At 51.5% G+C, this 15,335-nt stretch carries 10 protein-coding genes; all 10 read left to right on the plus strand.

Going from position 1 to position 15,335, the window contains the following annotated elements; all coding sequences use genetic code 11:
* The first annotated feature begins 5 nt into the window (after positions 1-5).
* The 10 genes from FN808_RS05090 (at position 6) to FN808_RS18845 (ending at position 15,330) form a co-directional block, all read left to right on the plus strand.
* Positions 6-3,179, plus strand: a complete 3,174-nt coding sequence (locus tag FN808_RS05090) for a PVC-type heme-binding CxxCH protein (protein WP_221929915.1) — start codon at positions 6-8, stop codon at positions 3,177-3,179.
* Positions 3,180-3,228: 49 nt separating this feature from the next.
* Complete coding sequence (locus FN808_RS05095) at positions 3,229-4,665, plus strand: sulfatase family protein (protein ID WP_221929916.1); 1,437 nt, start codon at positions 3,229-3,231, stop codon at positions 4,663-4,665.
* Between the two features lie 139 nt (positions 4,666-4,804).
* Entirely contained in the window at positions 4,805-5,845 is a 1,041-nt protein-coding gene (locus FN808_RS05100; RefSeq protein WP_142713472.1) for a ThuA domain-containing protein, read from the plus strand.
* A gap of 69 nt (positions 5,846-5,914) precedes the next feature.
* A complete protein-coding gene (locus FN808_RS05105; protein ID WP_142713473.1) occupies positions 5,915-6,766 on the plus strand; it encodes a sugar phosphate isomerase/epimerase family protein in 852 nt (283 codons plus the stop codon).
* 81 nt (positions 6,767-6,847) lie between these two features.
* Positions 6,848-7,282 carry a Dabb family protein gene (locus tag FN808_RS05110; protein ID WP_185958258.1) on the plus strand — a complete coding sequence of 145 codons (435 nt, stop codon included), beginning with the start codon at positions 6,848-6,850 and terminating at the stop codon, positions 7,280-7,282.
* Positions 7,283-7,369: 87 nt separating this feature from the next.
* Positions 7,370-7,684 carry an L-rhamnose mutarotase gene (rhaM, locus tag FN808_RS05115; RefSeq protein ID WP_142713474.1) on the plus strand — a complete coding sequence of 105 codons (315 nt, stop codon included), beginning with the start codon at positions 7,370-7,372 and terminating at the stop codon, positions 7,682-7,684.
* A 361-nt stretch (positions 7,685-8,045) separates the two neighbouring features.
* Positions 8,046-10,928 carry a glycosyl hydrolase gene (locus FN808_RS05120; RefSeq protein ID WP_221929917.1) on the plus strand — a complete coding sequence of 961 codons (2,883 nt, stop codon included), beginning with the start codon at positions 8,046-8,048 and terminating at the stop codon, positions 10,926-10,928.
* Between the two features lie 498 nt (positions 10,929-11,426).
* Positions 11,427-12,836, plus strand: a complete 1,410-nt coding sequence (locus FN808_RS05125; protein WP_142713475.1) for a purine-cytosine permease family protein — start codon at positions 11,427-11,429, stop codon at positions 12,834-12,836.
* Between the two features lie 96 nt (positions 12,837-12,932).
* Positions 12,933-15,131: a bifunctional rhamnulose-1-phosphate aldolase/short-chain dehydrogenase gene (locus tag FN808_RS05130; RefSeq protein ID WP_142713476.1), complete on the plus strand. Its 2,199-nt coding sequence runs from the start codon at positions 12,933-12,935 to the stop codon at positions 15,129-15,131.
* A 25-nt stretch (positions 15,132-15,156) separates the two neighbouring features.
* The gene (locus FN808_RS18845; protein ID WP_185958259.1) at positions 15,157-15,330 is read left to right on the plus strand and encodes a hypothetical protein; all 174 of its coding nucleotides are present in this window, start codon (positions 15,157-15,159) and stop codon (positions 15,328-15,330) included.
* Positions 15,331-15,335 lie beyond the last annotated feature (5 nt).

A 15,335-nucleotide genomic window follows, 5' to 3' on the forward strand; every position in this document is an offset into this window, starting at 1 on the left:
ATTATATGAAATGTTCTTTTGCACGAACGGTAAACGCGTTAATTGGATCCTTGTTTGTGCTTGCACTGCTGGCAGGCTGTTCGGGATCTGAAAAACCAAAACTTAGCGTTGAGAAAGGGTCCCATATCGTCCTGATTGGGAATAATCTGGGGTCCCGGATGATGGATTTTGGCCATTTTGAAACGGAGATGCACCTTCGCTACCCCGACAGCCTCCTGTACATTCGAAATATGGCGGATCCGGGGAATACACCAGGCTTCCGGCCCCACGCGGCCCGCAACTCTCCCTGGGCTTTTCCGGGTGCAGCCAAATTTCAGGATGAGCTGGCGGCCGAGCCGAGCAGCGTGGGACATTATCCCACGCCGGATGCCTGGCTCACCGAGCTAAAGGCGGATATCATCATCGCCTTCTTTGGGTACAGCGAATCTTTCGAAGGACAGGAAGGACTTGAGACGTACAAGTCTGAATTGGAGGCTTTCATCGATCATACCAGGAAACAGGAGTACAACGGGCAGAATCCGGCGAAGCTTGTTATCGTTTCCCCTATTGCGTTTGAGAACCTGTCCGACAGTCTCGACCTGCCGGAGGGTGAAGAAATAAATAAAAATCTTTCGCTTTATACGGATGGGATGAAGGAAATTGCTGAAAAGAAAAACGTGCCCTTCGTAAATGTCTATACCCCGACCAAAGAGTGGCTGGAAAACAGTGATGAAGCGTTGACGATCGATGGCTCGCAGCTCAATGAGAAGGGCTATAAGCAATTTGCCAGGCTGCTGGCCGATAACATATTCGGGGATAAAGAGCCGGAGGCTGAAGAGCATCGCAAGCAGGTGCACAATGCCGTGCTCGAAAAAAACTGGATGTGGGAAAATGATTATAAGATTCCCAATGGCGTTCATGCCTATGGACGAAGATACAAGCCGTATGGTCCTGACAATTATCCCTACGAGATTGCCAAGATACGGGAAATGACGGCTGTTCGCGACACAGCCATCTGGAAGGCGCTTGACGGTGAGAAGATGGACCTTGAGGCAGCGGATGCCAGAACTAAAGAATTGCCGGAAGTTAAAACGAATTATCGGGCCGATGCCTATGGTCACGGAAATCCGGAATATCTGTATGGCGAGGAGGCTCTGGAAAAGTTCGATATGGCTCCCGGCTATGAAATATCGCTCTTTGCTTCCGAAAAACAATTCAATACGCTTGCCAATCCCGTACAAATATCCTTTGATAATGAAGGTCGCCTGTGGGTGGCCGTAATGCCCAGTTACCCCCACTATAAGCCGGGCAGTGACAAGCCCAATGATAAAATTCTCATATATGAGGATACGGATGCTGACGGCCGGGCCGATAAGCAGATCGTATTTGCGGACAGTCTGCATCTGCCTGTGGGTTTTGAGCTGGCGACCGAGGGAGTGTATGTCTCGCAGGGGTCTGATATGGTGCTGCTCAAGGATACTGATGGGGATGATAAAGCCGACCAGAGAAAAGTGGTGCTCAGTGGCTTTGATGATCACGATACGCATCATGCCCACAGTGCCTATACCGCCGATCCCTCAGGGGCGATCTACATGGGGGAAGGGGTGTTCCTGCATACGAATGTTGAAACATCCTACGGAACCGTTCGGGCAACGAATGGAGGATTTTACCGGTATAACCCTAGCCGAAAACGACTCGAGCGGACAGCCCAGATCTCGATTCCCAATCCCTGGGGCATTGCTTTTGACCGGTGGGGGCAAAACTTTTTTGCGGAAACCTCCAGCCCGAATGTCCGCTGGATGATGCCGTCTACCATCCAGTCGCGATACGGCGAAGCCTCACCCATGACGGAAAACCTGATCGAGGACGAACATATGGTGCGTCCCACATCGGGACTTGAATTTGTATCAAGCCGGCACTTCCCGGAGGAGGTGCAGGGTGATTTGCTCATCAACAATACCATCGGTTTTTTGGGAACCAAGCAGCATAAGGTGATAGACGATGGCACCGGGTACACCACCGAGCATCGGCAGGATCTGGTGCAGTCGTCGGACCCCAATTTCCGGCCGGTTGATTCTGAATTTGCCCCGGATGGCTCCCTCTATCTGGTTGACTGGCACAACAAGCTGATCGGACACATGCAGCATAATGCCCGGGATCCGCTTCGTGATCACTCGCACGGAAGGATTTATCGTGTAACCTATCCCGAGCGGCCGTTGGTGGAGCCCGCAGAGATAGCCGGAGCCGGTATCGACCAGCTGCTGGATAATCTGAAATTGCCCGAATACCGTAGCCGATACCGGACCCGGCGAGAGCTCAGAGGCCGTGACGCCAACGAGGTGCTCAATCATATTGAAACGTGGACACAGAATTTGGATGATAATGATCCGCAGTACGAGCATCATCTTCTTGAAGCATTATGGGTCTCCTGGGGGCTCAACAAGGTGGATGAATCGTTGCTTCGCCAGCTGTTAAAGGCCGAGGACCATCGGGTGCGCGCGGCCGCGGTTCGGGTTCTCCGCTACATGGGACATCAGGTTGCCGATCAGCAAAAATTGCTGGTTGATGCCGCACGGGATGAACACGGGCGGGTTCGGCTGGAAGCTATTGTCGCGGCATCCTGGCTGAGTGAAGAGGAGGGCATGCCCGTTTTGAATGAAGCCAAAAAACATTCCCTGGACAAGTGGATGGAGGAACCGTTCAAAGCGGCGGTAGCCCGCGTCCAGGGCAAGGCCTACCGGACGGAAGAAGAGGAAGAGGAAAATAAGATAGAAACTGATCTTGAAGGGGAGGCAAGGGAGCTTTTCATCAAGGGTAAAGCTATCTATGAACAGGATGGTTTTTGCGGAACCTGCCACCAGCCTGACGGCAAGGGAGCTTCTGGTTTTCCGCCCCTCGAAGGATCCCAATGGGTGACAGGGCAGGAAGAGCTTCTTACAAAAATTGTGTTAAAGGGTCTGCAGGGGCCGATTGAGGTTGGCGGGGAAAAGTATCCCGGCCAGGTTCCCATGACCGCTTTTGGAGGGATGTTAAACGATGAAGAAGTGGCGGCCGTGCTGACGTATGTCCGCAACGCTTTTGGTAATGACGCCTCCCCTGTAACACCGGATAAAGTCAAGAAGATACGGGCTGCGGTTCAGGACAAGGAAGGCTTGTATACCCCCGCGGAGTTGCTTGAGGAACATCCTTTTGAGGATTAGAAATTGTCAATGCAGGGATGGAAAGCAATTTTAACAATAATCTGATAACGTGCTGAGATACCTGCCCACACCAATGATTGTGCTGGCGTGTTTTGCCTTTTCGGCATTCCCATTTGACGCAGGGGCAAAGTCACAGCCCCCCAACATTGTATTTATTTTTGCCGACGACCTTGGTTACCACGACGTAGGCATCTATGGTAACCATGAAGTTCGAACGCCCAATATCGATGCCCTTGCCAGGGAGGGCGTGATGTTTAGCCGGGCCTACAATATGGGGTCCTGGAGTCCGGCTGTTTGCATGCCCAGTCGTACCATGTTGAACACGGGACGCTATGTGTGGAAGGCCAAAGAGGCCTATGACGAAGGGTATGCAGAGATACAGGAGGAAGGCAATTTCTGGAGCCAGCAGCTCAGGCAGGCGGGGTATGAAACCTATTTCACCGGGAAGTGGCACGTTCCCGGACTGGATCCCAATAAATTGTTTGACCATGTGGTTCATGTCCGCCCGGGCATGCCGAAGCAGACCGAGGCCGGTTACGACCGTCCCAGGAAAGAAAAAAAAGATGAATGGAGTCCATATGATCCTGAATTCGGTGGTTTCTGGGAAGGAGGCACGCACTGGTCGGAAGTGCTCGCGCAGGATGCTGAGATGTTCATCGAGCATGCTCGTGAAAAGCAGAACCCGTTTTTTATGTACCTGGCATTCAATGCAGCCCATGATCCGCGGCAGTCACCGAAAGCGTTTGTAGAATCCTATGACCCGGATGAGCTGGCCCTTCCGCAAAATTTTCTTCCCGAGTATCCCTACAACGAAGCGATGGGTTCCGGCCGGAAACTGCGTGATGAGCGTCTTGCGCCTTTCCCCCGGACCGAGTATGCCGTCCGGGTACATCGACAGGAATATTATGCGATTATATCACATATGGATGAACAGATCGGAAGGATCCTGGATCAGCTGAAGTCCGAAGGCAGGTATAATAACACCATTTTTGTTTTTACAGCTGATCATGGCCTGGCTGTTGGACAGCACGGGCTAATGGGAAAGCAGAATATGTACGAGCATTCGTTGCGGGTTCCCCTTATCATAGCGGGACCGGGGATTCCGGAGGGTGAGAAGAGGACGACGCCCGTCTACCTGCAGGATGCAGTACCGACCACGATAGACTTTGCCGGCGGCCGGGTACCGGATTCGTATCAGTTTAGGTCTTTAGTTCCCCTGATTCGCGGAAAAGAAATACAGCTGCACCCCGCCATCTACGGAGCCTATATGGACAAGCAGCGTGCAGTCATCGAATGGCCGTATAAATTGATTCTGTATCCCGAAATTTCCAAAATACGGTTGTATAATCTGGAGGAGGATCCCCTTGAAACCAACGATCTGGCCGGGCATGAGGATATGAAATCCACCGTTCGGCGGCTCATCTATTGTCTTGAGGAGCTTCAGAAAAAAACGGGAGATGATTTAAATCTGAGCAGCTGGTCATAAGATCTTGAATAAAACCTAATAATAGGCTATATCAAAGCATGCACCTGCTTTGCCTAGAAACGACAACAGGGGCTCATTGCCCAGAGAGACTAATGTGCGGTTCACAGGAAATGCTAATACAGAATAACAGATTACATCTATGAAATGTAAAAAAGCCAGTGTCACAAGGGCTGCAGTATGCTGCGGTTTATTTTTTTTCTTTCTTTCAGTAAATATGGAAACGGCCCTGGGACAGGAAGGTAAACAGTGGATCTCCTATGAACCGGGGACGGGGCCGGGCAACGGAAAGCATATTGTACTGGTCAGTGGAGATGAGGAGTACCGGTCGGAGGAAGCCCTGCCGCTGCTGGCGAGCATTTTAGCCGAAAAACATGGCTTCAAGACAACCGTACTGTTTGCCATAAATCCCGAAACCGGTAATGTTGATCCGGAATACCAGACGAATATCCCGGGCCTTGCACAGCTGCGTTCGGCAGACCTGATGGTGCTTTTTACGCGGTTCCGGGAGCTGCCGGATGAGCAAATGAAATACATCCATGAATATATTGCGGCCGGGAAGCCTGTTGTGGGGCTGCGTACGGCTACGCACGCGTTTAATTACAAGCGGAATACGGACAGTCCCTATGCCAAATACGATTTTAGAAGTGAAAAAGAGGGTTGGGAAGGCGGTTTCGGCCGCCAGATCCTGGGCGAGACGTGGATCGATCATCACGGTGTCCACGGCGAAGAGGGAACAAGGGGGCTTATTGACGGCATTGAGGAGCGGAAGGAGCATCCCATCCTGCAAGGCGTGCACGATATATGGGGCCCCACGGACGTCTACGGTGTTACGGAATTGGACGGAGATCCTGAGGTACTGGTTTGGGGACAGTCGACAGCGGGCTTGCGTCCCGAAGCCCCGCTGAATTGGGAGAAGTCGATCATGCCGGTGGCCTGGACAAGAGAATACAGCAGTGCAAGCGGAAAAAGCGGCAGGGTGTTTGCTACGACCATGGGAGCCGCCGTCGATTTGAAAAGCGAGGGCCTGCGCCGGTTGCTGGTTAACGCTTGTTACTGGGCGGCAGGGATGGAAGATGAGATTCCTGACCAAAGCGATGTTTCGATAAACGGTGAGTATAATCCCACCATGTTTGGATTTGGTGACCACAGGAAAGGATTGGCCCCCTCCGATTTCAAATAGGTGATTATGACAGTGGGTAGGAATTGTTGGCAAGTTTAAGATATCCTTAATCAAAAATAACAGAATACAATGGCAAAAATTGGTTTTAACCTGCTGGCCTGGTCAGCAGTTGTTTCGGATGAGATGTTACCCATAGCGGAACGGTTGAAGAATATTGGATATGATGGAATAGAATGTTTTCTGGCCCCGATAGAGAAGGAGGTTTACCGTAACTTCGGGAAAGAGGTGGCTGACCTGGGCCTGGATATGACCTGCGTGATGGTACTGGGACCGGAGGAAAACCCCATCAGTCCTTCTGCAGAAGTGCGGCAAAAAGGACTTGACCGCATCAAATGGGCTATTGATCGGGCGGATGATATGAATGCCGGAGCATTATGCGGCCCTTTCCATTCTGCCTTTGCCACCTTTCATGACAAGGCTCCGGACGAGGATGAATACAAGCGCAGTGCCGAGGTTTTGGCAAAGGCGGGCGAGTATGCCGAGCAGGCCGGAATCCTGCTGGCCCCGGAGGCCATCAACCGCTTTGAATGTTACCTGTGCAATACCATGGAACAGCTGGTCTACCTGGTGGAAAAGGTATCGCATCCCAGCGTGAAGGCACATTTTGATACCCATCACGCCAATATTGAGGAAAAGAATATTGGAGACGCCATCCGCAGGGCGGCCCCGGTTCTTGGACACGTGCATATTAGTGAAAATGATCGCGGAACACCGGGTTCGGGCCATATTTCCTGGGACGAAACCTTTGGTACCCTGGCTGAGATCGGCTATGACGGGTGGTTAACCATTGAGGCGTTCACCAGGGATGACCCCGATTTTGCAAACTCGATCAACGTATGGCGCGAATATTCAAAGCCGTGGGATGTGGCAGAGAATGGATATGCCCTGATTAAGGAAAAGTGCGAGGAGTTTGGGATATAATTATTTCCAGGCACTGATAAAATATAACATTACAGCCCGGGGCGTTGCCCGGGCACAAAAAATGAAGGATAACCCAGGCCAATGAAATACACTGTTTATCTCTCTGTAATCATTGCATTATGGTTTAACTATGCCCCCGGAATGTTTTCCGGGAAAGCGGATGAACCTGCAAAAGAAGAAAATATAACAGATACCGAACATATGGACCAAAAACGGTTGCGTCATGTCGTGCTGATTAAGTTCAAGGAAAATACCTCTGAGGAAGATATAGCCGAGGTGGAAGACGCTTTTTCTGCGCTGCCGGACAAAATTCCTGAAATCAGGGATTATGAATGGGGCATAAATAACAGTCCGGAGGGACTGAATAAGGGGTTTACCCACTGCTTCCTGGTAACTTTTGCAAGCGAGGAGGACCGGGCCGTCTACCTTCCCCACCCCGACCATAAGGCCTTTGTAGAAGTGCTGGAGCCGCATCTTGCCGATGTTCTTGTGGTGGATTACTGGACCGGTAACTGAAAAGCTGGTTTCCTTTCTGAAGGAAAATGGTCAGCAGAAACGCATAAAGAATTCCAGATAAGTATTAATTAAACAGAATAGAGCTCAATGGAACGGCATGCCTTTAAAATGAAGCTTAAGCCCGGCTGTGAGCAGGAATACAAAAGACGCCATGATGAGATCTGGCCAGAGCTGGAACGGCTGCTTTCAGAAGCCGGTGTGCACGACTATTCTATTTTCCTGGACGAGAAAAATCTTACGCTTTTTGCTGTCCAAAAACGCGAAGAGGGATACAGTGAAGAGGGGCTTGCCTCCCACCCGGTGGTAAAAAAATGGTGGGACTACATGCAGGATCTCATGGAAACACATCCCGATAATTCGCCGGTAGCCACCCCTTTGAAAGAGGTTTTCCATATGGATTGATTAGGGCTGCCGGGTCCTGTTTAAATGTTAAAAGGGAAGTCGGTGAATGGTGATCACAGCCCATGAAAATTTCCCTGTTTCATATCATAAGCCTGCCGGGATTACTTATTTCACTTGAAAGTTCGGGGCAGCCGATCACAAACGATAAGGGCGATGAACAGGTACAGCATGGCAGTCGATGGTATCAATTGCAATTTCTCATCCCAGCTTTCACATGGAGAAATATGCGGAGGCGGGCAACTCTTTAGGTTCTATTTCCACGACCTTCAAACCCGCTCCGCCCCAGATAGTCAAGCCGGATTTCAGCCTGGAATAGAATTTCAAGGATGCAAATATTTTAATTTTGAACAGAGGATCAGGGATGGGAAAGAAAATCAGACATATCGTCTTAATCACGGGAATTTTGCTGTTGTATGTGATGGCTGGCTGTACGGAAGAAGACCTGCACGAGCCGCAATGGCCGGAAATAACCTCCGAAAACAAGCCGTGGACACGCTGGTGGTGGCATGGCAGCGCTGTGGACAAGAAGAACATCAGCCGGGAGCTGCAGCAGTTCAGGGATGCGGGCATCGGGGGTGTGGAAATAACCCCGATCTATGGCGTCGCCGGATATGAAGACCAGTTTATCGACTATTTATCCCCGGAGTGGATGGAGATGCTCGTTCATACTCTGCAGAAAGGAGACAGCCTCGGCATCGGTGTTGATATGGCAACAGGAACGGGCTGGCCTTTTGGGGGTCCCTGGATAGGAGCGGAGGAGGCTGCAAAATACATGACATACAAAACTTATAATCTTCAGGAGGGCGAACAGCTCCAAGAGCAGATAACCTATGTGCAGGAGCCTTTCGTGAGAGCCCTGGGCAACCGCATGGTTGATGTGGAAAGCGGCTCTGTCCTTGCTCCCGGTAAGGAGGTCGGCCTTGCCGATGTACAGCAACCTATTTCAGCCAACGACGATTTACAGTCGCTGGCACTCGAACAGGTGCGCTTTGAAGAATCGTTGCCGCTGGTTGCACTCATGGCCTATTCTGATGAAGGACAGACTGTTGACCTTACCGAACGGGTAGACCCGGAAGGGAGGCTGGAATGGACCGCACCGGCGGGGGAATGGGCACTATATGCCCTTTTTGAAGGAATACATGGAAAAATGGTTGAGCGGGCCGGTCCCGGGGGCGAGGGGCTGGCGATCGATCATTTTGATGAAAAAGCTCTTCGGAAGTATCTTCAAAAGTTCAATGAGGCATTTGAGGAGTATGATATTTCGGGACTTCGCAGTTTTTTTAATGATTCCTATGAAGTGGATGATGCGCGTGGAGAAGCCAATTGGACAGCCCGTTTGCTGGAGGAATTTGAGGAGCGCCGGGGATACAGCCTGAAAGAGCAGCTGCCGGCCTTGCTGGGGCAGGTAGATCGCGAGAAAGGCCGCCGTGTATTAAGCGACTACCGGCAGACCCTTTCGGAGCTGCTGCTGGATAACTTTACGCGCCCGTGGGATCAGTGGGCTGCGGAGAAAGGAGCACTGATTCGCAACCAGGCTCACGGATCACCGGCCAATATTCTTGATCTTTATGCTGCAAGTGACATCCCTGAAACAGAGGGGACTGATATTTTCCGGGCCAAGATGGCCTCTTCTGCTGCCAATGTAACGGGAAAAAAGCTCGTGGCATCAGAGTCTGCGACCTGGCTTAATGAGCATTTCACCTCTTCCCTTTCGGATGTCAAGGCAGCGGTCGACCGGTTCTTTCTCAGCGGTGTCAATCATATTTTTTATCATGGCACGGCCTACGCTCCCAAAAAGGAGCCCTGGCCGGGGTGGTTGTTTTATGCGGCCGTACACTTTAACCCGCGCAATCCGTTCTGGAAGCATTTTGGGGCGTTAAATGCGTATATTGCCCGTACACAGTCTTTTTTGCAGAGTGGTCGGTCCGACAATGGGGTGCTGCTTTACTATCCGATTCATGATCGCTGGTCGGAGGCCGGTCCGGGCTACCTGGAACATTTTGACGGGGGGATTGAGGAACAGTTTGAGGGCACGTCTTTTAAGGAAGCTGCAAAATTTATGCAGCGCCGCGGTTATGGCTTCGATTTTATTTCAGATCAACAGGTCCGCATGGGCGAAACTTCCTACAAAACAATTCTTCTGCCCCGTAGCCAGTTTGTTCCGCTCGAGACATTGGAAAAAATCCGGGAACTGGCCAAGAAAGGGGCGACGATATTGTTTTATGAGGGACTTCCGAAAAAGGCGGCAGGGTTCGCCAACCTCGAGGAAAAAGAGAAAAGGTTCCAGGCGCTTTTGGATGAATTCTCTTTTTCAGAACGTGAAGATTCTGGTGTGCGCACGGCGTCGCTCGGTAGCGGGAAGCTCCTCATGGGAAAGGATCTGGATCGGCTGCTGAAAACAGCCCGCCTGCGGCGCGAGGAGATGGTGGATCATGATCTTGAATTTCTACGTCGAAGCGATGGGGAAAGTCATACCTATTTCATCGCCAACCGGGGGGATGAAGCCATCCATGAATGGGTGCCGATCGGGGTACCGGCTGAATCCGCTGTCCTCTTTGATCCGATGAGCAGGGCCAAAGGGTTTGCAAAGATTCGGACTTCCGGTCAAAAAGGTCCGGAAGTCTATCTCCAGCTGGAAGCGGGAGAATCGGTCATACTCCGAACCGGTCAGCAGGAGTATGACCACGCTACCTACCCCTACCTCGGCGAGAAGGGCCGGTCCGTTGCCTTGAACGGCCGCTGGAAGGTGGAGTTTACAGAAGGCGGACCTGTTGTGCCCGGCTCCGTTGAGATTGATTCGCTTGTTTCATGGACGGATTTCGGTGGAGAGGCTGGAGCAGAATTTTCGGGTTCGGCGGTGTACCGGTATGCCCTCCCGGCTCCTGAAGCAGAAGCGGAGGGCTGGCTGCTCGATCTGGGTGAGGTAAAACACAGTGCCCGGGTAACACTCAACGGACAGGAACTGGGGACGCTCATCGGTCCGTCCTACCAGCTTTACATAAACAGTGACCGTCTGGGACGCGATAACCGTCTTGAAATCGAAGTGGCCAACTTGATGGGCAACCGTATCGCCTTCCTGGAGCGTACGGGCAGTCGCTGGAAAAAATTCTATAATATTAATTTCTCTGCCTGGGAGGCTGCAAACCGTGATGAGCACGGCCTTTTTGATGCCTCCGGATGGAAACCTTCAGATTCCGGTCTTCTGGGACCTGTAACACTCACCCCTGTAGATCTTCTTGACTAGTGGCTCAAGCTAAATACCACATGGTTATTAAATGAATGGAATTGAATTTTTGAATTTTATTGCATATCTGTAATTGTACGGCGAAGCAATATATGGCTAAGTATGGGGGAAACAAGATATTACATTGATTTAAGAGATAGTAGATTATAACTATCAACCTGATTGCTGGAATGGATAAATTTGCAGCCTGGATGTTTCAGTAGCGTCAGCATCTGCCTGCCGGTCCCGGTGGACACGGAAATGTGATGCGAGAGGGAGATCGCCCTATCACCTGATCCATGGATGCAAGCCATAGAGATGCTGAAGTATGATTTCAGCCCTAATACAAAATGACAAAGGAAGGATAAAAGGATAGTAGATTGGTCGTACCGATGTCTCTTTAAAGATGGAGATGATAGTACGGCATCATTATATAGCTGAGACGCCATATGGATACCGGCCGAATGTTAGTTGAAGATTTTTTGATTGGAACAGGAAGTTACAGCAGAATGAACAGGAATGACTGAAGGGTTTTTAAAGCGGCTGGACACCCGGCTTGATGCTATTGATGAGTACGAGCGTGAGCCCGTGCCCGAAGATAGGCTGAAGGGCTGGAAGGGGTTCATAGGTATGTATGCCGGGGAACACACGGCCGGTACGGAATTTGTCATTGGCCCGCTCTTTGTCGCGCACGGGGTTGCTGCTGTTGACTTGATCTGGGGACTTATCCTGGGGAACATCCTGGCTGTTTTGAGCTGGGCCTTTCTGTGTGCCCCGGTAGCGGTGCGAACAAAATTGACGTTGTACTGGCAGCTCAAAAAAATATGCGGTTCCAGGCTGGCGCTGGTTTACAATATCGTCAATGCCCTGATGTTTTGCTTTCTGGCCGGATCGATGATAGCTGTTTCTGCAACAGCGGTGGGACTCCCTTTCGGGATTGCAATGCCGGCCCTCGGCGACTGGCTGCCAACAAGCATCGGATGGATTATCACGGTTTTTGCGGTCGGTCTTGTCATTACGCTTGTAGCCATACTTGGATATGATTATGTAGCTCGTTTTGCGAATATCGCATTCCCCTGGATGATTTTGGTTTTTATTGCAGCGGCCCTGGCGGTACTGCCACAGCTGGGAGTATCCTCAGTTTCTGATTTTTGGACCGTTGCCCGGGAGCGTATATGGACCGGAGTACCGGCAGAAGGACAGAGCAAGTTTACATTTTGGCATGTGATGTTTTTTGCGTGGTTTGCGAATATGGCCATGCATATAGGAATGTCGGATATGTCGATCCTGCGGTTCGCCCAAAAGTGGCAGCATGGATTTTCGTCGGCCACGGGCATGTTTTTCGGGCACTTCATTGCGTGGATGGCCTCGGGCATCTTAACCGCTGCAGCGGCCGGTGCAATAGCCCCCGGCATCATTGCTTTTAACAGTGCGGGTGTTGCCGGTGCAATATGCGTTGTCATTGCCGGATGGACCACTGCAAACCCCACGATTTACCGGGCCGGATTGGCTTTCCAGTCGGTTACGCCAGACTGGAAACGATGGAAGGTAACGCTCTTTACCGGGATGCTTACCTCCATCGCGGCTTGCTTCCCGGCACTTGTTATGAAACTGCTGGATTTTGTAGCTCTCTATGGCTTGGTCTTAATGCCGATGGGCGCTGTTATTTTTCTGGATGTCATGCTTTTCCCGAAGATGAAAATGAAAAGCAACCTGGCAGAAAAAGCGTCCCTGGATTTTAACTGGGCGGCGGGACTAACCTGGTTTGTGACGCTCCTGCTGTGCCTGTTTATTAATTTATATGTGGGTATCGAGATTTTCTTTCTGGGGCTGCCCGGATGGTTTATCGCTTCACTGTTGTATGTGGGGCTGAGTGCCATATATCAGAAGAGGGTTCAGTTCACTGCCGTACCCTCTGCAACGGGTTGATGGGCAGGAGAGCCGCAACTACAGGCGTGACGGATTTTTTGGATGTTATAACAACAAAAGAACTTAAAAATAAAGGCAAATACAGATCATACTGATATGAATACAAGTACCACAAAAAAATATTTCAGGCAAGTTGAAAGCAAATGGGATGACCAGGAAGCCAAAGGCAAAGATCCGCTGGCCAGCCTGGTCTATCGCTCGAACCTGCTGGGCAGCGATTCGTACATCAATAATACGGGGGGAGGTAATACGTCCAGCAAAGTGATGGAAAAAGACCCTATTAGCGGGGAGGAGGCGGAAGTACTCTGGGTAAAGGGCTCGGGCGGTGATCTGCGAACGGCTACCAAGCCCAACTTTGCTTCGTTGTACCAGCAGAAGTTGTTGAAGCTGCAGGATATCTACCACGGTATGGAAAATACCGGGCTTAAAACGCCGGCTGAAGACTCTATGACCGAAATGTACGCGCATTGTACGTACAATCTGAACCCGCGCGCCCCATCCATCGATACACCGCTGCATAGCTTTATTCCCTATAAGTTCGTCGATCACACGCACCCCGTTCCGGTTATCGCCATAGCGACAGCGGACAATGGTCCCGAGTTGATGCGTGAGGTCTACGGTGATGAGGTGGAATGGGTCGACTGGATGCGCCCCGGTTTTGAACTTGGCCTGAAGCTGCAGGAAGTGATCGAGAAGAACCCGGATATAAGGGGTATTATCCTGGGAGGACACGGGCTGATAAACTGGGCGGATGATGAAAAGGAATGCTACGAAACCAGTATCGAGCTTATCAACAAGGCCGCCGCTTATTTGAATGAGCACGAGCGGGGGGAGGAATCATTCGGGGGATCCCGGTATGATGCTGTTGAAGAAGAGCAGCGGCGCGATATGCTGGCGGAGGTCCTTCCCTTTTTGCGGGGACAGGTCAGCCAGGAGAACCAGTTTATCGGGACGGTCCAGGATGATGATGTAACCCTCCAGTTTATCAATGCGGAAGATGCACCGCGCTTGGCAGAACTGGGCACCTCCTGCCCCGATCATTTTCTGAGAACCAAAATCAAACCGCTTTATGTTGATTGGAATCCGCAGCAGGAATCGATTGATGAGCTCAAATCGGCTATTAGATCGGGCCTGGAGCAGTACCGAAAAGATTATGCCGCCTATTACAACGACCATCGTGACGAGGATTCTCCAGATATGCGCGATCCCAATCCGACGGTCATCCTTATCCCGGGACTCGGCATGGTTGCTTGGGGTAAAAATAAAAGTGAATCCAGGGTTACCGCCGAATTTTATACCGCGGCCATCGGTGTGATGCGTGGGGCCGAATCGGTTGCAAACTATACGGCGCTGCCCAAACAGGAGGCCTATGATATCGAATATTGGGCGCTCGAAGAGGCAAAGCTGCAGCGCATGCCTCCTGAAAGCGAACTTTCACGACAGGTCATCGCCGTTGTTGGGGCCGGAAGCGGTATCGGTAAAGCGCTCGTACGGCGTCTCATTGAAGAGGGGGGAACGGTGGCTGCCCTCGATCTTGACAGCGAGGCCGCCGAAGCAACGGCCAGGGAAGTGCTTGATGATATTGGCATGGGTATTGGTGTAGCCGGTTCGGACATCAGCGGTTCCGGTGATGTGATAGGGCTCGGATGCGATATTACCGACCGGGATTCCGTTCAAGAGGCCCTGCAGCAGGTGATCATTGCTTACGGCGGCGTAGACAATGTTGCGGTGACGGCCGGTCTGTATCCCACGCCCGACGAGGAGGGGCATGTGGATGATGCCGCCTGGGACCGTGCCTTTGCCGTGAATGTCAAAGGGAATTATATTGTGGCCGATGAAGTGGGTTCTGTTTGGGATGCCCAGAACCTGAAGGGAAGCATGGTTATTACGACCAGCGCCAACGCGGTGGTCGCCAAGGCGGGAAGCCTGGCCTACGATACCAGCAAGTCCGCAGCCAATCACCTGATCCGTGAGCTGGCCATTGAGCTTGCCCCCAGGGTCCGCGTCAATGGCGTGGCGCCGGCTACCGTTGTCGAGGGAAGCAGCATGTTCCCCAGAGAGCGGGTCATTGCCTCACTGACAAAGTATGAAATTGATTTTGACAGGGAGGAAAGTACGGCCGACCTTCGTGAAAAACTGGCTGATTTCTATGCCAGCCGCACGCTGACCAAACAGCCTATTACGCTGGATCAGCAGACCGAAGCAATTTATTCTCTGCTCAGCTCGCGGTATGAAAATACCACGGGGCATGTTCTTCCCGTCGACGGTGGGCTCAGGGACGCCTTCTTGCGCTAACAGTGGCCTTTAATCATATCGGAACATGAAAACACTGCTTGTACTCCTGTCGATAGCTGGATTGGCACTGACGGTAATACCGTCGGTGCTGGTCTTCAGCCAGGGGCTGTCTCTTGAAACCCATAAGCTGTTGATGCTCGCAGGCATGCTTATGTGGTTTATTACGGCTCCCTTCTGGATGAAGGAACAGGAGCTGTAGGATCT

It is taken from the genome of Fodinibius sediminis, from assembly GCF_900182555.1.
GTDB lineage: Bacteria > Bacteroidota > Rhodothermia > Balneolales > Balneolaceae > Fodinibius > Fodinibius sediminis.